Annotated in this window: 15 protein-coding genes and 9 pseudogenes; 14 read left to right on the plus strand and 10 right to left on the minus strand. The window is 69.7% G+C overall.

Features of this window, described 5'->3' with window-relative positions:
- Window positions 1–227: 227 nt before the first annotated feature.
- From ACFQJD_RS09195 to ACFQJD_RS09210, 4 genes and pseudogenes are all read left to right on the plus strand, one after another.
- Entirely contained in the window at window positions 228–1271 is a 1044-nt protein-coding gene (locus ACFQJD_RS09195; protein ID WP_379797723.1) for a thiamine pyrophosphate-dependent dehydrogenase E1 component subunit alpha, read from the plus strand.
- Window positions 1271–2265 (plus strand): annotated as a pseudogene (locus ACFQJD_RS09200) (alpha-ketoacid dehydrogenase subunit beta). The gene ACFQJD_RS09195 and the pseudogene ACFQJD_RS09200 overlap by 1 nt, the downstream one beginning before the upstream one ends.
- A 3-nt stretch (window positions 2266–2268) precedes the next feature.
- Window positions 2269–3261 (plus strand): NAD(+)/NADH kinase, encoded by a 993-nt coding sequence (locus ACFQJD_RS09205; protein WP_379797725.1) that lies wholly within the window; start codon window positions 2269–2271, stop codon window positions 3259–3261.
- Window positions 3262–3304: 43 nt separating this feature from the next.
- Window positions 3305–3805 (plus strand): annotated as a pseudogene (locus ACFQJD_RS09210) (VOC family protein); the annotation flags it as partial.
- On the opposite strand, the pseudogene ACFQJD_RS09215 reads toward ACFQJD_RS09210, so the two are convergent.
- From ACFQJD_RS09215 to ACFQJD_RS09225, 3 genes and pseudogenes are all read right to left on the minus strand, one after another.
- Window positions 3768–5029 (minus strand): annotated as a pseudogene (locus tag ACFQJD_RS09215) (dihydrolipoamide acetyltransferase family protein); the annotation flags it as partial. The pseudogenes ACFQJD_RS09210 and ACFQJD_RS09215 sit on opposite strands and share 38 nt — an antisense overlap.
- Window positions 5030–5069: 40 nt before the next feature.
- A pseudogene (locus tag ACFQJD_RS09220) lies at window positions 5070–6492 on the minus strand (MATE family efflux transporter).
- A 16-nt stretch (window positions 6493–6508) separates the two neighbouring features.
- The gene (locus ACFQJD_RS09225) at window positions 6509–7084 is read right to left on the minus strand and encodes a TetR/AcrR family transcriptional regulator (RefSeq protein ID WP_379797727.1); all 576 of its coding nucleotides are present in this window, start codon (window positions 7082–7084) and stop codon (window positions 6509–6511) included.
- Between the two features lie 86 nt (window positions 7085–7170).
- Between ACFQJD_RS09225 and ACFQJD_RS19355 the strand changes: the two are divergent.
- A pseudogene (locus ACFQJD_RS19355) lies at window positions 7171–7598 on the plus strand (universal stress protein).
- Window positions 7599–7632: 34 nt separating this feature from the next.
- On the opposite strand, the gene ACFQJD_RS09240 reads toward ACFQJD_RS19355, so the two are convergent.
- Both ACFQJD_RS09240 and ACFQJD_RS09245 read right to left on the minus strand, forming a co-directional pair.
- A complete protein-coding gene (locus ACFQJD_RS09240) occupies window positions 7633–8262 on the minus strand; it encodes a metalloprotease (RefSeq protein ID WP_379797731.1) in 630 nt (209 codons plus the stop codon).
- Window positions 8259–9920 (minus strand): annotated as a pseudogene (locus tag ACFQJD_RS09245) (TraB/GumN family protein). Before ACFQJD_RS09245 ends, ACFQJD_RS09240 begins: the two are co-directional and overlap by 4 nt.
- Window positions 9921–9972: 52 nt before the next feature.
- On the opposite strand from ACFQJD_RS09245, the pseudogene ACFQJD_RS09250 reads away from it, so the two are divergent.
- The 7 genes and pseudogenes from ACFQJD_RS09250 to ACFQJD_RS09280 all read left to right on the plus strand — a co-directional run bounded on the left by ACFQJD_RS09250 (window position 9973) and on the right by ACFQJD_RS09280 (window position 16195).
- A pseudogene (locus ACFQJD_RS09250) lies at window positions 9973–11288 on the plus strand (glycerate kinase type-2 family protein).
- Between the two features lie 64 nt (window positions 11289–11352).
- The gene (locus ACFQJD_RS09255) at window positions 11353–11742 is read left to right on the plus strand and encodes an RNA ligase family protein (protein WP_379797733.1); all 390 of its coding nucleotides are present in this window, start codon (window positions 11353–11355) and stop codon (window positions 11740–11742) included.
- The gene (locus tag ACFQJD_RS09260) at window positions 11742–12461 is read left to right on the plus strand and encodes an RNA ligase (protein ID WP_379797735.1); all 720 of its coding nucleotides are present in this window, start codon (window positions 11742–11744) and stop codon (window positions 12459–12461) included. Before ACFQJD_RS09255 ends, ACFQJD_RS09260 begins: the two co-directional genes overlap by 1 nt.
- A gap of 118 nt (window positions 12462–12579) precedes the next feature.
- Complete coding sequence (locus ACFQJD_RS09265) at window positions 12580–13191, plus strand: VOC family protein (protein WP_379797737.1); 612 nt, start codon at window positions 12580–12582, stop codon at window positions 13189–13191.
- A 75-nt stretch (window positions 13192–13266) separates the two neighbouring features.
- Window positions 13267–14238 (plus strand): phosphomevalonate decarboxylase MvaD, encoded by a 972-nt coding sequence (gene mvaD, locus ACFQJD_RS09270; RefSeq protein WP_379797739.1) that lies wholly within the window; start codon window positions 13267–13269, stop codon window positions 14236–14238.
- 116 nt (window positions 14239–14354) lie between these two features.
- Window positions 14355–15480 (plus strand): annotated as a pseudogene (locus tag ACFQJD_RS09275) (NAD(P)/FAD-dependent oxidoreductase).
- Window positions 15481–15598: 118 nt separating this feature from the next.
- Window positions 15599–16195 (plus strand): response regulator, encoded by a 597-nt coding sequence (locus tag ACFQJD_RS09280; protein ID WP_379797741.1) that lies wholly within the window; start codon window positions 15599–15601, stop codon window positions 16193–16195.
- Here ACFQJD_RS09280 and ACFQJD_RS09285 read toward each other — a convergent pair.
- Entirely contained in the window at window positions 16143–16658 is a 516-nt protein-coding gene (locus ACFQJD_RS09285) for a hypothetical protein (RefSeq protein WP_379797744.1), read from the minus strand. The two genes, ACFQJD_RS09280 and ACFQJD_RS09285, sit on opposite strands and share 53 nt — an antisense overlap.
- Between ACFQJD_RS09285 and ACFQJD_RS09290 the strand changes: the two genes are divergently transcribed.
- Window positions 16651–16854 carry a hypothetical protein gene (locus ACFQJD_RS09290; RefSeq protein WP_379797747.1) on the plus strand — a complete coding sequence of 68 codons (204 nt, stop codon included), beginning with the start codon at window positions 16651–16653 and terminating at the stop codon, window positions 16852–16854. The two genes, ACFQJD_RS09285 and ACFQJD_RS09290, sit on opposite strands and share 8 nt — an antisense overlap.
- A 28-nt stretch (window positions 16855–16882) precedes the next feature.
- Here ACFQJD_RS09290 and ACFQJD_RS09295 read toward each other — a convergent pair whose 3' ends face one another.
- Window positions 16883–17260 carry a hypothetical protein gene (locus tag ACFQJD_RS09295; RefSeq protein ID WP_379797749.1) on the minus strand — a complete coding sequence of 126 codons (378 nt, stop codon included), beginning with the start codon at window positions 17258–17260 and terminating at the stop codon, window positions 16883–16885.
- A complete protein-coding gene (locus ACFQJD_RS09300) occupies window positions 17257–18243 on the minus strand; it encodes a hypothetical protein (RefSeq protein ID WP_379797751.1) in 987 nt (328 codons plus the stop codon). The genes ACFQJD_RS09295 and ACFQJD_RS09300 overlap by 4 nt, the downstream gene beginning before the upstream one ends.
- 51 nt (window positions 18244–18294) lie before the next feature.
- On the opposite strand from ACFQJD_RS09300, the gene ACFQJD_RS09305 reads away from it, so the two are divergent.
- Complete coding sequence (locus ACFQJD_RS09305) at window positions 18295–19197, plus strand: carbamate kinase (RefSeq protein ID WP_379797753.1); 903 nt, start codon at window positions 18295–18297, stop codon at window positions 19195–19197.
- Here the strand turns inward: ACFQJD_RS09305 and ACFQJD_RS09310 are convergent.
- Together ACFQJD_RS09310 and ACFQJD_RS09315 are read right to left on the minus strand one after the other, a co-directional pair.
- On the minus strand, window positions 19192–19335 hold the full coding sequence (locus tag ACFQJD_RS09310; protein ID WP_379800597.1) for a hypothetical protein: 144 nt from the start codon (window positions 19333–19335) through the stop codon (window positions 19192–19194). The genes ACFQJD_RS09305 and ACFQJD_RS09310 overlap by 6 nt on opposite strands.
- A gap of 18 nt (window positions 19336–19353) precedes the next feature.
- A pseudogene (locus tag ACFQJD_RS09315) lies at window positions 19354–20797 on the minus strand (hydantoinase B/oxoprolinase family protein); the annotation flags it as partial.
- Between the last annotated feature and the right edge of the window lie 12 nt (window positions 20798–20809).

Genomic DNA, 20809 nt, shown 5'->3' on the forward strand with positions numbered 1-20809 from the left:
ATACTACCAGTACGAAAACAGGTGTCTTATACTATTTGACGGCGACCGCGCCGCGTCGTCGGCGTGAGCGGAACCCGGCCGGCGCGATCGGCCACCGCCTCGGACTGCTCCGAACGGGCCCGAGTCCGTCAGTCGTTCCCTCGACGGCCCGCTCGGGGAGACCGTCGAGGGAGATACGGAATCTTACACAAAAAGTTATGTTAGATTCACACGAAGTGGGACGTGGCATGGGAACAATGAACATAGAAACGGCGGAGGGGCGACTGGAGGCCCTCCGGCGGATGTGTACGATTCGCGAATTCGACGACACCGCGAGCGAGCTGTTCGCCGACGGCGAGATACCGGGGTTCGTCCACCTCTACATCGGGGAGGAGGCCGTCGCCGTCGGGGCGTGTAGCGCCCTCGAGGACGACGACTACATCACGAGCACGCACCGCGGCCACGGCCACTGCATCGCCAAGGGGCTGGACCCCGAGCGGATGATGGCCGAACTGCTCGGCAAGCGCGACGGCTACTGCAAGGGGAAAGGCGGGTCGATGCATATCGCCGACGTGGACGCGGGGATGCTCGGAGCGAACGGCATCGTCGGCGCGGGGCCGCCGCTCGCGACGGGAGCGGCTCTCGGCATCGACCAGCGGGGCGAGGACCGCGTCGCGCTCGCGTTCTTCGGCGACGGGGCCGTCGCGCAGGGCCAGGTCCACGAGGCGCTCAACCTCGCGGCGACGTGGTCGCTCCCGGCGGTGTTCGTCATCGAGAACAACCAGTTCGGCGAAGGGACGCCGGTCGAGGAGCAACACCACCTCGACAACCTGAGCGAGACGGCCGAGGCGTACGACATCCCCGGGATAACGGTCGACGGGATGGACGTCACCGCCGTCAACGAGGCCGTCGCCGAGGCGCGAACGCGGGCCCGGAACGGCGACGGGCCGACGCTCGTCGAGGCCGTCACGTACCGATATCGCGGCCACTTCGAGGGCGACCCGCAGCCGTACCGCGACGAGGAGGACGTCGAGGAGTGGCGCGAACGCGACCCGATAGAGACGTTCTTCCAGCGCCTCCGTGACCGCGGCGAGATCACCGAAGAGGAGTTCGAGGCGATGCGTTCGGAGGTGGAGACGACCGTCGAGGAGGCCGTCGAGTACGCCCGCGACGCGCCCGAACCCGAGCCGGAGGACGCCTACGAGGACATGTTCGCCGACCCGGCTCCGGAGATCGCACAGTTCGCCGAACGACTCCGCGCCGACGGCGGCGAACGCGGAGGTGACCGATAATGGCGCAAGCGACCGATCAGCGAACGGCGACGACGACCTTCCGGGAGGCGATTCGCACCGCCCTCCGCGAGGAGATGGAACGCGACGACGGCGTCTTCCTGATGGGGGAGGACGTGGGGGATTACGGCGGCGTCTTCGAAGTGACACAGGGGTTAGCCGACGAGTTCGGCGAGGAGCGAGTCCGCGACACGCCCATCAGCGAGGCCGGCTTCGTCGGCGCGGGCGTCGGCGCGGCGGCGACGGGGATGCGCCCCGTCGTCGAGGTCATGTTCTCGGACTTCCTCGGCGTCTCCGCCGAGCAGATGCTGAACCAGATGGCGAAGATGCGCTACATGTTCGGCGGGAAGACGGACATGGGCATCACGATCCGCACCACCGAGGGCGGCGGCATGGGAGCAGCCAGCCAGCACTCGGGGACGCTCCACACGTGGTTCGCGCACTTCCCGGGAATCAAGGCCGTCGCCCCGGCGACGCCCGAGGCGGCCAAGGGGCTCCTGAAGTCGGCCATCCGGTCGGACGATCCGGTGATGTTCTTCGAGGACAAGATGATCTACGAACGGGAGGGCGAGATGCCGACGGACGCCGACTTCACCCTCCCCATCGGCGAGGCGAGCGTCGAACGCGAGGGCGAGGACGTCACCGTCGTCGCGACCCAGCGACTCGTCGGCGAGTCGCTCTCGCTGGCGGACGAACTCGAAGGCGACGTGAGCGTCGAAGTCGTCGACCCCCGGTCGCTCTACCCCTCGACACCGACGCCATCGTCGAGAGCGTCGAGAAGACGGGACGACTCGTCGTCGCCGACGAGAGCCCGCTCTCGTACGGCACGCACGCCGAAGTCGTCGCGCGCGTCGTCGAGAGCGGCTTTTTCAGCCTCGACGCCCCGCCACAGCGCGTGGGCGTTCCGGACACGCACATCCCGTTCAGCCCGCCGCTCGAAGACGAAGTGTTGCCCCAGGCGGCGGACGTGCGAACCGCCATCGACAGGGTCGTCTGACGCGTGGCCCGCGTCGGCCTCGTCGCCAACCCCGCCGCCGGACGCGACATCCGTCGCCTCACCGGCGGTGCCGTCGTCAGCGACAACTACGCCAAGCGCCGCGCCGCCGCGTCGGTCCTCGAAGGCCTGTCGGTCCACCCCGGCATCGAGGTCCTGGTGGCACCGGACGAAGCAGGTATCGGCGAGTACGCCGTCTCGGAATCGCCCGACGAGGTGTCGGCGACGCTCCTCGACGTCCCGACCCACGGAACCCGCGAGGACACGCGACTGGCCGCGGCCCGCTTTCGCGACGAGACGGACGTCGCGGTCGTCCTCGGCGGCGACGGCACGGTTCGCGACGTCGTCTCGGCGGTCGGATCAGTCCCCCTGGTGGCCGTCTCGACGGGGACGAACAACGTCGTCCCGGACCACGTCGACGGGGCGGTCGCCGGCGTCGCCGCGGCGTTCGTCGCCGACGGGACGGTCCCGATCGAGGAGGTCGCCATCCGACACTCGACGGTCGAGGCGACGATCGCCGAACCCGAGCGGAAGCGGTCGATACGGAGCCTCGCCACGATGGGCGTCGTCGACCGCCCGTTCGTCGGCACCCGCGCCGTCCTCAACGGCGAGGAGTTCGTCGGCGGCGTCGTCTCCCGCGCCGGCCCGCACGAAATCGGCCTGTCGGGCATCGTCGGCGGCGTCGTCCGCCACCCGCCCGACGCACCGGGCGGCGTCGGCGTCCGCCTCGGCCCGCCCGACGAGACGCCACGGACGGTCGACGCGGTCACCGTCCCCGGCGTCCTCGAACCCGTCGGCGTCGCCGACTACCGACTCCTCGACGACGGCGAGGAGTTCGTCTTCGAGGTGGAGACGGGCGTCGTCAGCGTCGACGGCGAACGCGACGTCGAGGTGACCGACGCCGAAGTCGCCATGTCGCCGTCGGCCGACGGTCCGTACGTCGTCCAGGTGGAACGGACGCTCGCCGCCGCGGCCGACCGAGGCGGCTTCGACGTATAGTTAACCATCTAACATTATATAGTCGGAGCGCGTCGGGGAGAACATGTCGGAAGCGCTACCAGACACCGGCGTCGAAATCCCGGAGGTGAGTCAGGTCGCCGTCGTCGTCGAGGACCTGGACGACGGCATGCAACGAATGGGTTCTCTCCTCGGCGTGGGACCGTGGGAGGTGTACCGGTTCGAACCGCCGCGCCTGACCGAGCGGACCTACCGCGGCGAGTCCCACGACTACTCGATGAAACTCGGGTTGGCGTACGTGGGCGACCTGATGATCGAACTCATCGAACCGCTGGAGGGCGAGAGCCTCTACACCGAACACCTCGACGAACACGGCGAGGGTCTCCACCACGTCGCCTGCTTCGCGTTCGACGACGTGGAAGACGTCGTCCAGCGTTTCGAGGACGCGGGGATGCCCGTCGTCCAGAGCGGGAACTTCGCGGGCGTGGGGTACTGGTATTTCGACACCGCGGACGCGATGAACGGCGTCGTCTTCGAGACGGCGGCGAACCTGGAGGCGATGCCCGAGCCGGACCGGACGTATCCCAGCGAGACACGCCGTCGGGGAGGAGCGGCCAAGGGTCTTCGAGGTGGTCGACTAGCGTACCCAGGAATCGGGCGGCGTCCGCCCCGTCGACGACGCGATGGTCGAACGACAGGTCGAGCGGGAGCGCTCGTCGCCACTCGACGCCGTCGTCGTCGCCGCGGACCGGCCGTTCGAGAACCCGATTGACCCCGAGGATGGCCACCTGCGGCGGATTGATGACCGGGTCGAACGACTCGACGCCGAGGACGCCCAGGTTCGTCACGGTGAAAGTCCCCCGCGCAGGTCGGCCGTCGTGTAGTCGCCGTCGAGGGCGCGCCGGGTCAGTTCGCGGCGCTCGGAGGCGACGCCGGCGAGCGACTTCGACCCGACGTCGGGGAGGACGGGAGCGATGAGACCCGCCTCGATGTCGACGGCGACGCCGACGTTGTGTTCCTCGTAGAGGCGGTGGGTGTCGTCCTCGAAGGTGGCGTTGAACGCCGGATGCTCGGAGAGCGCCGCCGAGAGGGCGACCAGCAACACGTCCGGCAGCGAGACGTCGACGCCGAGCGCCTCCTCGGCCGCGTCGGTCGCCGCGAGGAGTTCCTCGGCGTCCGCCGTCCGGTGTTCCGTGACGTGGACGGCGTTCCGATAGCTCTCGCCGAGTCGCTCGGCGATGGTGCGCCGCATCCCCGAGAAGGGCCGTTCCTCGACGAGCGTTCGCGACGCGCCGCCAGTCTCGCCCCCTTCACCGTCGCTCTCGGCGGCCGTCTCCACGTCCGATTCGGTGACGGCCCCCTGTGGACCGGTCCCGTCGACTGACGAGAGGTCGACGCCGAGTTCCTCGGCGCGTCTCCTGGCTCGCGGCGTCGCCGTTACGGATTCGCCGCCGCCGTCGCCACCGCCGGATTCGGCAGCCGTCGCGCTCGTCTCCTCCTCGGTCGGCTCGGCCGTCTCGCCCGAGTCCAGTTCGGCTTCGAGCTGTGCTTCCAGCGTCGAGATGTCCTCGTCCGCGCCGGCGACGATGCCCATCGGCGTTCCGGGTTCGGCCACCTCGTCCTCGCGGAGGACGATCCGCCGGAGGACGCCGTCCTCGCGGGCCTCGATCTCGCCGACGCTCTTCTCGGATTCGATCTCGGCGATCAGGTCACCATCCGAGACGGCGTCCCCTTCCCCGACGTGCCACTCCAGCACCGTCCCCTGCTCCATCTCCAGCCCCAGTTTCGGCATTTTGACTATGTATGCCATGGCCAACGTTACCACGGGCCACTAAATAAAGCCGAAGGTGTCAGTCGTCTACGACGCCGTCGACGGCGTCCTCGTGTTTCGTGCCGGTGAGGTCCGCCGACCGCCAGGTGCCGCGCTGGAACCAGAGGTAGGCGATCGCCGCACCGGCGATATTCGAGACGGTGAAGGAGAGCCAGACGCCGGACGAGCCGAGCGGTTCGGCGGCGACCCAGGCGAACGGAAGCCGGATGACGCCGAGCATCAGAATCGAGATGGCCGCCGCCGTGAGCGTCTTGCCCGCCCCGCGGAACGCGCCGCTGTACGAGCGCATGACGCCGATGAAGCCGAACGTGGGGGCGACGTAACGGAGGAAGTCCGCCCCGACGGCGACGACGTCGGGGTTGTCGGTGAAGACGCCGATGATCGGTCCGGCGAACACCCAGACGACGACGCCGACGGCCGCGAGGATGACGAACGTCGCTTTCGCGGCGAACGTCGCCGTCTCCCCGCGCGGTTCTCCTCGCCGGCACCGATGTTCTGTCCGGCCATCGTCTCGACGCCGCGGGCGACGCCGATCGCCGGCAGGAAGATGACGGAGAAGACGCGCGTCCCGATGCCGAACGCCGCCACCACCGTCGTGGGGAAGGTGCCGACGATCGCCATCAGGAGGTTGATCGAGAGCGCTCGCCCGGTCCCCTCGACGGAGGCGGGCAGGCCGACGCGGGCGAGCTTTCGCCCGTACGCGAGGTCGGGGAACATCTCTCCGGGTCTGATACGGACGCCACGCCGGCCCGAGAGCATGATGCCGAGACCGACGGCCATCGCCAGCGCCCGCGAGAAGACGGTCGCGAGAGCCGCCCCTTCGACGCCCATCTCGGGGAACACCCACCACCCGAAGATGACGAACGGGTCGATGGCGATGTTGAGGACGACCGACCCGAACATGACGAGCATCGGCGTGATGGTGTCGCCGTAGCCCCGCATCAGCGAGATGAACACGAAGAAGCCGAACATGAAGACGATGCCCAACGAGATGATCTGCATGTAGTCGGTCGCCAGCGGCAACACGTCGGGTTCGGCTCCGAGCAGTCCGATGACGTCCTCGACGAACAGGTAGCCACCGGCACCCAGTACGAGCGACAGGAGGAAGGCGTAGCCGACCGTTTGCGAGGCGGCGTACTCGGCCTCCCGTTCCTCGTCCGCGCCGACGAACTGCGCGACGAGGACGCTGCCCGCGACGGAGACACCCATCCCGAGGGCGATGAGGAGAAACACCAGCGGGAAGGCGAAACTGATGGCCGCGAGGGCGTTGGTACTGTACTGGCCGACCCAGAAGGTGTCGGCGAGGTTGTACGCCGTCTGGAGGAGGTTCGTGATGACGATGGGCAAGGCGAGGTAGAACAGCGGCCCCCGATGTCGCCGGAGGTGAGGTCCACCTCGTCGCGGCCCTTGAACACCCTGTCGAGGAGCGTCCGTGGATTCATTCGCTCCTCCCGTCGGTCAGTCGATTCTCGACGTACTCGTAGAGCGGCTGGCGCACCTCGTCGACGGACGCGCCGAGCGCGACCCGGCGGGTGTGTGCGCCGTCGAGGAGCGTGACGACGGTCGTCGCGGCGGCGGCGGGGTCGACGTCCCCCGGATGGACCCGTCCTCGACGCCCGCGGCGACGAGTTCACGGACCCGCCGCCGGACGAACTCGTCGAGTTCCACGAGCCGGTCGCGAAACGCCCCCTCGTACGGCGCTTGCGCCTTGATTTCGAGGGCCGCCGTCTGGAACTCCCGGGAGGCGTCCCGATCGGACGGGGCGAGCGACGCGTCGAGAAACGACAGGAGCCGCTCTCGGGCGTCGTCGCCCGACGGGTCGGCGACGCGACGGCGATACTGATCGAAGAGATAGTCGAGAAACGACAGCAACAGCCCCTGTTTGGTGTCGTAGTGGTAGTGAAGGGCCGCCTTGCTCTTGTTCCACTCGTCGGCGATGTCCTGCATCGTCAGGTCGGCGTACCCGTGCCGACAGAGCGCGCGGTACGTCGCGCACATGATGTCGTCCGACTCCTCGGTCGACTCGCTGCTCACGTACTAACTGACTGATCAGTCAGTGAAAAAGGGTTCGGAAACGGGACCGGCGTGGTTATTTGCCGCCGGCACGAGTACCCCGAGCCATGTCGTCACACGTTCTGGTCCCGCTCGACGACTCGGAGCTGTCCTATCGGGCGCTGGAACACGCCGTCGACGAACACGCCGGCGCGGACGTCACCCTACTGCACGTCGTCGATCCGATGGAGGTCGTCTACGAGGCGGAAAAGGGCGGTCCGACCCTGCCGAGGAGTGGTTCGAGACGGCGGAATCGGCGGCCGAGTCGATGTTCGACCGGGCGCGAGAGCGGGTCGGCGAGACCGACTGCGAGCTCCGGACCGAACTCGTCGTCGGCAAGCCGGAGCGCGAGATCGTCGACTACGTCGACCAGGAAGACGTCGACCACGTCGTCATGGGGAGTCACGGCCGGTCGGGCCTCGACCGGTTGCTCCTCGGGAGCGTCGCCGAGACGGTGGTTCGTCGCGTGCGCGTCCCGGTCACCGTCGTCAGGTAGTCGCGTCAGCGTCGGGTGACGACCGGCCCGCGGATCACGACAGGCCGACGCCGAGTCCGAAGACGACGACGAGCGTCAGTCCCACGGCGGGGACGAACACCAGCGCGAAGACGGCCTTGCTCCACCCGAGGACGGTGCGACCGTCGAGCGACCCGAACGGGAGCATGTTGAACGCGGCGAGAAAGAGGTTGATGGCGAGGCCGCGGGCTCCGAGAAAGCGGACGCCCGGCGATCCGACGAGCGCGCCGCCGACGACGACGGCGAGAAACAGAAGCGAGAGCAGGAGGTTCGTCACGGGGCCCGCGAGGGCGATGAGGCCGTGCTCCCGTTCGGTGATGCGGCCGCGGTGGTGGACCGCGCCGGGCGCGGCGAAGATGAATCCGACGAGCGCGCTCATCACCGCGAGAAAGAGCATCCCGTAGTCGGCACGGAACTCGGCGAGCTGGTTGAAGCGGACGGCGACGACTTTGTGCGCGAGTTCGTGGAGGAGAAATCCCAGACCGGCGGTGAGCAAACTGACGACCAGCGGGCCGAACAGACCGCCCCGAAAGACGGAGACGAGGCCGCCACCGCCGCCGGCGAAGAAGACGGCGAAGGCGAACCCGAGGACGACCCACGCGACCAGCAGGTCACGGAGTTCGCGCGGACTGAACGAGAGGTTCACGTCAGCGACCTCCAGACGAGTTCGGCGCTGTTACGTGCGCCCTCCAGCATCAGGTTCGTGACGCCGTCGACGCCGCCGAGGTTCGCCGCGAAGAGCGGGAGGACGTACGTCACGAACAGGAGGCTCGCGACGATGCTCCCGACGTTCGTCATGGCGACGACCATGATGAGTCGGAAGAGCGGCACGTCGAACATCTGGCCGACGAGCTGTCGGATGGGCGTCTCCTCGTCGGAGAGCAGTTCGTTCAGGCGTCCGATGTCGGCGACGTTGACGGGCGTGTGCCGGAGTTCCATGTAGCCCGTGAACCACCCCGGCGCGAGCAGGGGTTGATGGAGGTCATCCACGCGACGGCCCCGCCGACGAGCGCCGACGGCCAGCGCGCGCCGCTGAGCCTGGCGAGGCCGGCGGCGAAGACGCCGTTGACGACGAACCACGCCGCGAACAGCTGGAGCAGGAAGCCGTTGCGGACGCCGGCCATCGCCAGCAGGACGAAAAAGCCGACGAAGGCGACGGAGACGGCACCGCCGACGATTTTTCCCCACGGGAAGCCGCCGCCTTTCGACTCGCCGACCAGCGACTCCATCGGCGGGAGCGTCTCCGGGTTCGCGAGGTAGCTCTCGACGCCGTCGCGGTGGCCCGCGCCGACGACGGCGACGACGTCCCGTCCCGACGAGCGCAGGTCGTGGAGGTTGTGGGCGATGTAGGCGTCGCGTTCGTCGATGAGCGCCTGCGCGCCGCCGGGGCTGAACTGGCGGAACTCCTCCATCATCACGCTCACGACGTCCGAGTCGGTCAGCGCCTCCATGTCGAACTCCTCGACGTCGTCGGCTTCGGCCAGGCCGAGTTCGCCGAAGACGACGCCGGCGACGAGGCCGACGACCAGTCCGACAGCGAGGCCGATCGCCAGGCTCCCGACGGCCCGCACGGCGAACGAGCCGAGTCCCGCGGCGACGCCCGTGCCGACGCCGAGGCCGACGCCGGCGACGAGGCCGACGGCGAGGCCGCCGCCGATACCGAACGCGAGGCTCTCGTCCGGGCCGAGGAAGCGCTCACCGACCGTCTGGAGGACGAATCCGGAGCCGAGCGCCAGCAGGACGCCGGCGGTGACGCGCGTCAGGAGCGCCCCGTCAGGCCGAACGAGGGTCCGAACAGGCCGACGAGCGGGCCGAGGAAGACGCCGACGACGACGCCGAGCATGACGCCGACGACGCGGCTGTCGGTGACGCCGAAGGCGAGACCGCCGGCGACCCGTAGCTTCTCGAGAAACGTCATCCGCGCCCAGAATCGCTGGATGGTCGTCTGGATGTCGCGGTCGACCAGCGCGACGTCGATGCCGAGCGATTCGGCCGTCTCGACGGCCGCGAGCATGTCCGCACCCGGTTTCACGTCGAACTTCTCGCCGAGCCGGGCCTGCACCCACGACAGCATCCAGTAGGCGAGAAACTGGAAGACGGTGTTGCCCCGGAGCAGGTCCCCGGGTTCGATGTCGTCGGGGTCCCGCCCTGCAGTTGGCGGTATCGCCCCTCGTCGAGTTCGACCGCGACGACGTCCGGCCGTTCGTCCGCGATGACGTCCTCGACTTCGCGGACGCTGTCGGCGGAGACGTGTGCCGTGCCGACGACGCGAACGCGTCCCTCGGACGCCGCGTGTTCGCTCATTGGAGTGGGGTACTTGGGCACGCTTTTTACCCTTGTCGGAGACGGGGTGAGTATGTTCGAACACGTCGACTCGATCGCGACCACCGCGGCGCGCGAAACCGCGCTGGCGTGCGTCCGCGACGGAATCGAGGCCGCCAACCCGGAACGCGTCGTCGTCGACGCCCTCTCGGTCGACGGCGACGTCCTCACGGTCGACGGCGTCGACTACGATCTGACGGAGTACGATCGCGTCCTCGTCGTCGGCGGCGGGAAAGCCGCGGACGGCGTCGCCGACGCCCTCGAACGGGTCCTCGGCGACCGCATCGCGGCCGGTGCCGTCGTCACGCCGGACCCGAGCGACGGCGAGTACGTCGACAGACATCTCGGCGACCATCCCGTTCCGAGTCAGCGTGGCGTCGAGGGGACCGAACGCATCGCCGACCTCGTCGCCGACGCCGGCGACCGAACGCTCGTCCTCGCGGTCGTCACCGGCGGCGCGAGCGCACTCCTCCCTCCCCGGCCGACGACATCTCCCTCGCCGATTTACAGGAGACGACCGACGCCCTCCTCGCCTCCGGCGCGCACATCGGGGAACTGAACGCCGTCCGCAAACACCTCTCGGCGCTCAAGGGCGGCGGCCTGGCCCGCGCCGCCGCGCCCGCGACGGTGGTCGGCCTCGTCTTCTCGGACGTCGTCGGCAACGACCTGAGCGTCATCGCCAGCGGTCCGACCGCGCCCGACGATTCGACCTACGCGGACGCGCTCGAGATCCTCGATCGCTACGACGTCGACGCGCCCGAGGCGGTCAGCGATCGACTGCGGGCCGGCGCGAACGGGGAGCTGCGGAGACTCCCGACGCCGGCGATCCGGTGTTCGACCGCGTCCGAAACGTCGTCCTCGCGGACGGATTCACGGCGCTCGACGCCGCCCGCGAGACGGCCGAGAGCCGGGGTACGACGCCTGTATCCTCTCGTCCAGCGTCCGCGGAGAGTCGCGCGAGGCGGCGCTCACCCACGCCGCCGTCGCCGAGGAGATCGGCGCGACGGACAACCCCTCGACGCGCCGGCGGTAGTGCTCTCGGGCGGCGAGACGACGGTCACCGTCCGCGGCGACGGCGAGGGCGGCCCAAATCAGGAGTTCGCGCTCGCGGCGGCAATCGAACTCGAGGCGGGTGCGACGCTGGCCTGCGTCGACACCGACGGTCGCGACGGCGGAACGGACGTCGCGGGGGCCGTCGTCGACGCCGACACCGTCGACGACCCGGACGCCGCGCGGGCGGCCCTCGCCGACAACGACGCCCTCGGCTACCTCGACGGCCGGAACGCCGTCGTCGACACGGGCCCGACGGGGACGAACGTCAACGACCTGCGCGTGCTGGTCGTCGAGTGAACGGGCCGCGGTCGACGGGGACCGGGACGTAGGCTTTTGGGACCCGTTCCCGTAGTTCGCGGGCGTGAGCTACCACGAGACGCTATCGCTCTCCCGCGAGGAGTTCGAGGAACTCCTCGACCACTTCGAGGAGCGGACCTACGACGGGCGGACGTACCGTCACCTGCCGGACTACCGGCGGTCTCTCGAACGGGGGACGGCCCTCGTCGGCGGGGCCGTCGTTCGGGGGTTCCCGAAGATCCCGCGGACGCTCGTCCTCGAAACCGGCGTCCCGCGGCAGTTCGACGAGACGGTGTACGTCGAGGAGAAACTCGACGGCTACAACGTCCGCGTCGTCCGGCTCGACGGCGACGTCCTCGCGTTCACCCGGAGCGGCATCGTCTGTCCGTTCACGACGGCGAAGGCGCAATCCCTCCTCGACCTCGACCCCTTTTCGACGACTATCCCGACCTGATGCTCTGTGGCGAGATGGTCGGCCCGGAGAATCCCTACACCACCCACGACTACCCGGGCGTCGACTCGCTGGCGTTCCGGGCGTTCGACGTCCGCCACCGCGAGACGGGCGCGTCGCTGCCGGTGCCCGAACGCCGGGAGCGGTGTGCGGCGTACGACGTCCCACAGGTCCCCTTCCACGGGTCGTTCGATCCCGACGCCGGCGTCGAACCGGTCGAGCGAGTGATCCGCGACCTCGACGAGCGCGGACGCGAGGGCGTGGTGATGAAGACGCGCGACGTCTCGGCGCAGTTGAAGTACACCACGTCGGCGACGAACGTCGACGACCTGACGTACGCGTTCTCGCTGCCTTTCGACTACGGCCAGCCGTTCATGTTCCGGCGCGTCATCCGCGAGGCGTTCCAGTCGGTCGAGTGGGACGAGGCGGACGAGGCGGCCCGCGACCGCGCCCACGACCTCGGCGAGGCCATCCTCCTGTCGATGCGGGAGACCGTCGCGGAGATCGACGACGGCGTCGCGGTCGGTGAGGACCACACTGTCCGGGGCGACTCGGAGGCCATCGCCGCGCTGTTCGACCACTTCCGCGATATGGGGCTCCAGCTCGACGTGACGTCGGACCGACGGGAGGACGGCCAGCGCGTCGTCGAGTTCCGCAAGCGGACACAGAAGACCAACGACAAGACCCGCGCCTACCTCGACGGCAAGATCGTCCGGGAGTAGGCTCGGAACGCTCCGGGTTGCGTTACCGACCGCCGGTGTCTGCGCTTTCCCGGCCGGGCGTCTCAGCGCCCCCGATTTGGCCGTATATTGCTTTACTCTCCGGTGTGTACGGTTCACTATGGCCGACGACATCGCCGTGACGGCCGACCGAACCGAGGGACCGGTCCACGTCACCGGCACCGATCACGTCACCGCCATCGGGAGCAACCCGGTCGACACCGTCGCGTTCTATCGCGGGCTGCTGGGGATGCCGCTGGTGCTTCGCCAGCCGAATCTGGATCGCCCGGAGGTCGAGCACCTCTTTTTCGACGTCGGCGACGGCCGACTGCTCACCTTCTTCGTCGACGCGGACCGCGAAACGGACGAGACGCCCGTCGACCCCGACGTCGGCGGGGTCCACCACCTCGCCTTCCGGATCGACGCCGACCGCGTCGGCGAGGTGAAACGGGGGCTCGACGACACCGACCACCGATACAGCGAGTTCGATCGCGGCGCGTTCTACTCGCTGTACACGCGGGACCCGAACGGGCTCACCGTCGAACTCGTCGCGGACAAGTTCGCCGTCCCGGACGACAGACGCGGCGAGGTGCTCGCGCTCGCTCACCGGAAGCGCGTCGCCGACGACGCGACGCACGTCGAAACGGCCCACCTCCGGGCGGCCATCGAGGCGCTCGGCCTGCCGGTCGAACGCAACGACGTCCCCGACGCGCCGTCGGGACGGGGCGTCTGAGCCGCCGCGAGGCGGTCGGGTGTCTCCCTCGCGGACATCCGGGACGTTTAACCCCAGTCAGCCGGGGATTCGACCATGAAAGCCACCGCCAGGGCCCACCCCATTCAGGGCCTCGTGAAGTACCACGGGATGCGCGACCCGGAGCTTCGCCTCCCGTATCACGACAGCATCAGCGTCTGTACGGCCCCGAGCCACACCAAGACCACCGTCGAGTTCGAACCCGACGGGAGCGAGGACGTCTACGTCCTCGACGGCGACAGGGTCGACGGACGGGGCGCGGAACGCATCGACGCGGTCGTGGACCACGTGCGCGACCTCGCGGGCGTCGACCACGCCGTCCGCCTCGAAAGCGAGAACAGTTTCCCCTCGAACGTCGGCTTCGGCTCGTCGTCGTCGGGGTTCGCCGCGGCGGCGATGGCGCTCGCGGAGGCCGCCGGTCTCGACGCGACCCGTCCCGACGTCTCGACTATCGCCCGCCGCGGGTCGTCCTCCGCCGCCCGCGCCGTCACGGGCGCGTTCTCTCACCTCCGGACGGGTCTGAACGATTACGACTGCCGGTCCGAGCGCGTCGAGACCGACCTCGAAGACGATCTGCGGGTCGTCACCGGCCTCGTCCCCGCCTACAAGGAGACGGAGGAGGCCCACAAGGAGGCCGCCGAGAGCCACATGTTCGACGCGAGGATGGCCCACATCCACGGCCAGATCGCCGAGATGCGCGACGCGCTCCGGGACGCCGACTTCGATCGGACGTTCGAACTCGCGGAACACGACTCGCTGTCGCTGGCGGCGACGACCATGACCGGGCCCGCGGGGTGGGTCTACTGGCGGCCGCGGACGCTCGCCATCTTCGACGCCGTCCGCGGCCTCCGCGAGGAGGGCGTCCCGGCCTACTTCTCGACCGACACCGGCGCGAGCGTCTACGTCAACACCACCGCCGACCACGTCGACGAGGTGGAAACCGCCGTCGCCGACTGCGACGTCGAGACGGCCGTCTGGGAGGTCGGCGGCCCCGCCGAAATACTCCCCGAGTCCGACGCGCTGTTCTGACGCCGGGGCCGACCGGCGGACGGCGGGACCGACCGGCGGACGACGGGACCGACCGGCGGACGACGGGACCGACCGGCGGACGGCGGATTCTTTGCCGTCCGGGCCGATCGGTGAGTATGCGAGTGCTCGTACTCGGCGGGGGTACGCCGGCGTGACCGTCGCCCGACGCCTCGAACGCTCCCTCCCGGACTCGGTCGACCTCGTCGTCGTCGACGACTCCGGCACCCACCTCGTCCAGCACGAACTCCACCGCGTGATCCGGCGACCCGCCGTCGCCGACGCCATCGCGGTCCCCCTCGACGAGGTCCTGCCCCGCGCCGACGTCGTCACCGCGCGCGTCGACGAGGTGGACGCCGACGGCCGCCGGGTCGCCCTCGAGTCGGGCGACGTCCTCGATTACGACTTCGCCGTCGTCTGTCTCGGCGCGTCGACGGCGTTTCACGGCCTGCCCGGCGTCCGCGAGAACGCCACGCCGCTGAAGCGACGCCGCCACGCGGAGCGAATCCGGGCCGACGCGCTCGGTGTCTGCGCGTCGGGCGGTCGGATCGTCGTGGGCGGGGCGGGCCTCTCCGGCGTTCAGACGGCGGGCGAACTCGCGGCCCTCGCCGACGAACGCGACGCGGACGCGGAGGTGGTCCTCCTCGAACGCCTCGACGACGTCGCCCCTCGTTCCCGGCGAACTTCCGGGCGGCCCTCGCCGACGAACTCGACGCCGCTGGCGTCGACGTGCGAACGAACGTCCGGGTCACGGGCGCGGACGCAGACGGCGTCCACCTCGACGACGGGACGCTCCCCTACGACGCCTTCGTCTGGACGGGCGGCATCACCGGCACTGACGCGATGGACGGCGACCGACCGTCGGTCAGAAGCGACCTGCGGGTGGCGCGCAAGACGTTCGCCGTCGGCGACGCCGCCCGCGTCGTCGACGCCGACGGCGAAGCCGTCCCGGCGAGTGCGGCGACGGCGATCGGCGAGGCGCGGACCGTCGCCGAGAACGTCGCCCGCCTCGTCGAACACGAACGGGCCGGCTCCGGGGCGTTCGACCCGCGCCTCGACTCCTATCGCTTCGACGTCCCGGGGTGGGTCGTCTCGGTCGGCGACGGCGCAGTCGCACAGCTCGGCCCGGCGGTGCTCCGAGGGACGGCCGCCAAGACCGTCAAAGCGAGCATCGGCGTCGGCCACCTCGGCTCGATCGGAGCCGTCCAGCGAGCGGTCAAACTCGTCGAGGAAGAACTGCCGTAGCGGTCGCTACGGGGCGGCCTCCACGAACCGCTCGACGCGCGGACGGAAATACGCCGTCGAGGAGCCGCGCGTCATGAGTTTTTAAATATCGCCGTATGAAGAAACGGACAGGCGAAGAATGCACGAATCAGAGCGGACGAGTGTCCTCGTCGTGGACGACGATCCGGACGTCGTCCGGACGTATCAGCGGTACCTCGAGGCCGAGTACGACGTCGCCGTCGCGTTCGACGGCGAGGAGGCGCTGGACGTTCTCGAATCGACGGACGCGGACGTCGCCTTCCTCGACCGGGCGACCCCGGACCGCTCGGGAGAGGCGCTCCTGGGACGCATCGGGGAACGCGGACACGACTGCCGCGTGGCGATGGTGACGGCCGTCGACCCCGACTTCGACGTCCTCGAGGCGGGGTTCGACGACTACGTCACCAAGCCCGCTTCGCGGGCGGACCTCCGCTCGACGGTGGAGCGGCTGGTGGCACTCGACGAATACGCACGGAACGTCCGCCAGTATCACTCCCTCGTCTCGAAGCGAGCGGCCCTCGGACCCGAGGAGACGGACGCGGAGTCGGAGCGGAGCGATCGATTCTCGGAACTCGACGCGCGGATCGAGCGAGAGCGGGAGTTCGGCGTGGAACCCGATCGGCTGCTCGAAGACGCCGCCTTCGTCACCGCCATCCGCGCCATCGACGATGACGCGAGGAGCGAAGCCGATGGCTGACCGTGACGTCGACGGCTATCCGGTCGGGGACGTCCTCCCGGTCGAGGGCTTCGAGACGGTCCCCGAAGGGACGAACCTGCTCGTCGCGGGACCGGCGATGACCGGGAAACGGAGCGTCGTTTTGGACCTGCTGGCGGCGGGGCGGGGGCGCGGCGACCGGACGCTCATAATCACCACCGACGCCTCGGCGAACCGCATCCGTGACCAGTTCGAGGCGGTCGGCGGGCGGGTGTCTCCCTCGTATCTCCAGACGATCGACGCGTCGGGGTCGGGCGGGAGCGCCGGCGGCGAGGGCGTGCAACTGGTCTCCTCGCCGAGCGACCTCACCGGCATCGGGATCGCGTTCACGAAGGCCGTCGACCGCATGGACGACGCCGACCGCGTCCGCCTCGGCTTTCTCTCTCTCGACGCTGCTCCAGTACGTCGACCGGGAGCGAGCGTTCGCCTTCTTCCACGTGCTCACCCGCCGGGCGAGCGCGGCGGGCTACTTCGGTGCGTTCGCCATCGACCCGTCGACGCACGAGGAGCAACTCGTGAACGTCATGACGTCGGTGTTCGACGGGATGGTCGAACTCCGCGAGTCCGCGTCCGGGGTCCGCGAGGTCCGCGTCCGCGGCCTCAGCGGCGTCGCCTCGGCGTGGCACGAATTCCCGCTGTGAACCGAGGGACTCCGGCGCGGTCGGCGTCTCATGGCCGCTCCGAATCCGCCGGCAGTCCGAGGACGTCGGCGTGGGCGTCGAGGACGTCGCCGAGATCCCGGTTTTTCACCCGCAGGTCGTATCTGACGCGGACGACGGGCGCGTCCACGTCCACCACCCGCGAGAGGTCGTGTGGCGTCCCCGCGACGACGAGGTCCGGGTCGGCGTTCTCGATGGTGGCTTCGAGGTCGGCCACCTGCTGGTCGCTGTATCCCATCGCCGGCAGGACGCGTTCGAGGTGTGAATACTCGTCGAGGACGCGGTCCAGCGATCCGACGGCGTACGGCCGCGGGTCGACCAGTTCGGCCGCGTCGCCTTCCTCGGCGGCGATTTTGCCCGCGCCGTAGCCCGCGTCGCCGTGGGTCACCGTCGGGCCGTCCTCGACGACGAGGACGCGCTCGCCCTCAACGGACGGGCCCTCCGTGGCGATGACCGAGTCGGCGTGGAGTATCTCGACGTCCGGGTTGACGCTCGTGGCGTTCTCGACGACGAGATTGATATCCGCCTCGTCGGCCGAGTTCTCTTTGTTGACGACGAGGTAGTCGGCGAGTCTGAGGTTCGTCTCGCCGGGGTGATAGCGGAGTTCGTGGCCGGCGCGGAGGGGTCCGCGAGGACGAAGTGGATGTCGGGTTCGAAGAAGGGGAGTTCGTTGTTGCCGCCGTCCCAGACGACGACGTCCGCCTCGTCGGCCGCCGCGTTCAGGACGTCGGCGTAGTCGACGCCGGCGAAAACGACGTGGCCGCGTCTGATGTGTTGTTCGTACTCCTCGCGTTCCTCGATGGTGACGGCGCTCGACTCGACGTCGTCCATCGTCTCGAAGCGCTGGACGCGCTGGGCGACCAGATCGCCGTACGGCATCGGCTCGCGGACGATAGCGACCGACAGGCCCCGCTCGGCCAACAGGTCGGCGACGCGGCGGGTCGTCTGTGACTTCCCACACCCCGTGCGGACGGCGTCGACGGCGACGACGGGAACGGGGGCCGAGAGCATCATCCGGTCCGGGCCGACGAGGCGGAAATCCGCCCCCGCCGCGAGGGCGCGCGACGCCTGATGCATGACGCGCTCGTGGGAGACGTCGGAGTAGGAGAACACCACCGTGTCCACCTCCTCCTCGTCGACGATGGCCTCGAGGTCGGATTCCGGGCGGATGGGAATCCCGTCGGGATACCTCTCGCCGGCGAGTTCGGCCGGGTAGCGTCGCCGTGGCTGTTCGTCGAGCACGCCGACGTTCTGCGAACTCGCCTGCGTGAAAGCGACCACCTCGTGGTCGTCGCTCCCGCGAAAGACGACGTTGAAGTCGTGGAAGTCGCGACCGGCAGCGCCCATGATCACGACGCGCTCGCGTGACATGGTTGAACGTCCGTCACCGACTACTAAAGTCACGGGGCACGCAGATGGCCCATGGAACGGTCGGTCATCGCGCTCGGTGGCAACGCCATCCTCGGGCCCGGCGACAGAGACCAGTCGGCCGTCGTCGAGGCGACGGCCGAACGCGTCGCCGGCGTAGTCACCGCCGGCCACGAGGTGGTCCTCACGCACGGCAACGGCCCGCAGGTCGGCAATCGCATCCTCCAGCAGGAGGCCGCCCCCGACACGCCCCAGCACTCACTGGACGTCCTGGTGGCCGAGACGCAGGCACAGATCGGCTACCGCCTCCAGAACGCGCTCGACGGCGAACTCGGCGGCGAGCACGACTTCGTGACGATGGTGACCCAGGTGGTCGTCGACGGCGAGGATCCCGGATTCGACGACCCGACGAAACCCGTCGGACCGTACTACACCGAATCCGAGGCCCGGGAGAAGGACTTCCCCACGAAGAAGGTCGGAACGGGCGACAGAGCGTACCGCCGGGTCGTCGCCTCGCCGGAGCCGCTCGAACTGGTCGAATCGGACGACGTGGCCGCTATGGTCGAACGCGGCAACCACGTCGTCTGTGCCGGGGGTGGCGGCGTCCCCGTCGTCCGCGACGACGGCCTGTGCGGCGTGGACGCCGTCGTCGACAAGGACCGCACCTCGCAGCTCGTGGCGACCGACCTCGACGCGGAGACGCTGGTCTTTCTCACCGACGTCGAGTTCGCCTACCGGAACTACGGGACCGACGACCAGACGCCTGTCGAGGACGTCGACGCCGCCGCGGTGCGGGACCTCCTCGACGCCGGCGAGTTCGGCGAGGGAACTATGCGCCCGAAGATGGAGGCCTGCGCCCGGTTCGTCGAGGCCGGCGGCGACCGCGCCCTCGTGACGACGCCCGAGAACCTGGACGCGGCACTCGACGGGGAGACGGGGACGCGGGTGGAGTCATAAGTCGTCGGGGTCGACGCCGTACGCGTTCTCGACCGCGTCCGCCGACACCTTCCCGAGCCGGAGGTCGCGCGCGATCGACTCGGCGTCGCGGGCCGCCGGATCGCCCATCCCGCCGCCGCCGGGCGTGCGGACGCTCACCACGTCGCCGGCGTCGAGGTCGTGCGTGGACTTGCCGTCGATCGGGCGGCACTCGCCGTCCGTCAGGAGGTAGTCCGCGCCGGGTTCGCCGGGGTCGCCCCCGCGACGCCGTACGGCGGGTGGCGGCGTCTGTCGGCGAGGAGGCTGAACGTCGTGCCGTCGGCGAGGGCCTCGACGTCGCGCCGCAGGCCGAGGCCGCCGCGGCGTTCGCCCGCGCCGCCGGAGTCCTGGCGGTACTCGTAGCGCCGGACGCGCAGGGGTAAGTCGTCTCCAGCACCTCCGCCGGCGTGTTGAGCGTGTTGCTCATATGGACGTGGACGCCGTCCATTCCGTCGGCGTCGACGCGGCCGCCGAAGCCGCCGCCCACCGTCTCGTAGAACGCGAAGGCGTCGCCGCCCGTCGCGGCCTGCCCGCCGAAGGTGACGCTGTTCATCGTCCCCTGGCCGGCCGCCGCCACTCGGTCGGGAACGCACCGTCCGAACGCGCCGAAGAGGGCGTCGGTGACGCGCTGAGAGACTTCCAGATTCCCGCCGACGACCGCCGCCGGCGGGCGCGTTCACGACCGATCGCTCGGGCGCGCGGATCGTGATTGGCCGGTACGCGCCGTGGTTCGGCGGGACGTCGCGGTCCGTCACGCACCGCGCGACGTAGTACGTCGCCGACGCCGTCACCGCGAGCGGGGCGTTGATCGGTCCCTCGACCTGCGCGGCCGTCCCGTCGAAGTCGGCGGCGAGTTCGTCGCCGTCGACGGTCACCGCGACGGCGACGCGGACGTCCTCGGTGCCCCGGCCGTCGTCGTCGAGGAAATCTTCGAACCGGTACGTGCCGTCAGGCAGCGACTCGATCTCGGCGCGCATCCGCGACTCGGCGTACTCCTTGATGCGGTCCATCGCGGCGCGGAGGATGTCGAGACCGTGCCGGTCGGCGAGTTCGCGGAACCGCTCGACGGCCGTCCGATTGGCTGCCCGCTGGGCGCGCAGGTCGCCGCGGCGCTCGTCCGGCGTGCGGACGTTCGTCAACAGGAGGTCGCGGACGCCCTCGTTCACCTCGCCGCCCTCGTAGAGTTTGACCGGGGGATGCGGACGCCCTCTTGGTAGATCTCGGTGGAGTCGGCGTCGACGCTCCCCGCCCGCCCGCCGCCGACGTCGGCGTGGTGGGCGCGATTGGCCGCGAACGCCGCGAGCTCGCCGTCGACGTAGATCGGCGTCACGAGCGTCAGGTCGGGGAGGTGCGCGCCGCCGTGGAACGGGTCGTTGAGGAGGACGGCGTCGCCGGGAGCGAGCGTCGACGGCGGGAATCTGTCGAGCGCCGCCGCGACGGAGTACGGCATCGCACCGAGGTGGACGGGGATGTTTTCGGCCTGGCTCACCAGCTCCTCGTTGGCGTCGAACAGCGCACACGAGCAGTCGCGGCGGTCCTTGATGTTCGGCGAGTAGCTCGTCCGCACCAGCGTCGCGTTCATCTCCTCGGCGAC

This window comes from Haloplanus sp. GCM10025708, assembly GCF_042663985.1.
Lineage (GTDB): Archaea > Halobacteriota > Halobacteria > Halobacteriales > Haloferacaceae > Salinirarus > Salinirarus marinus.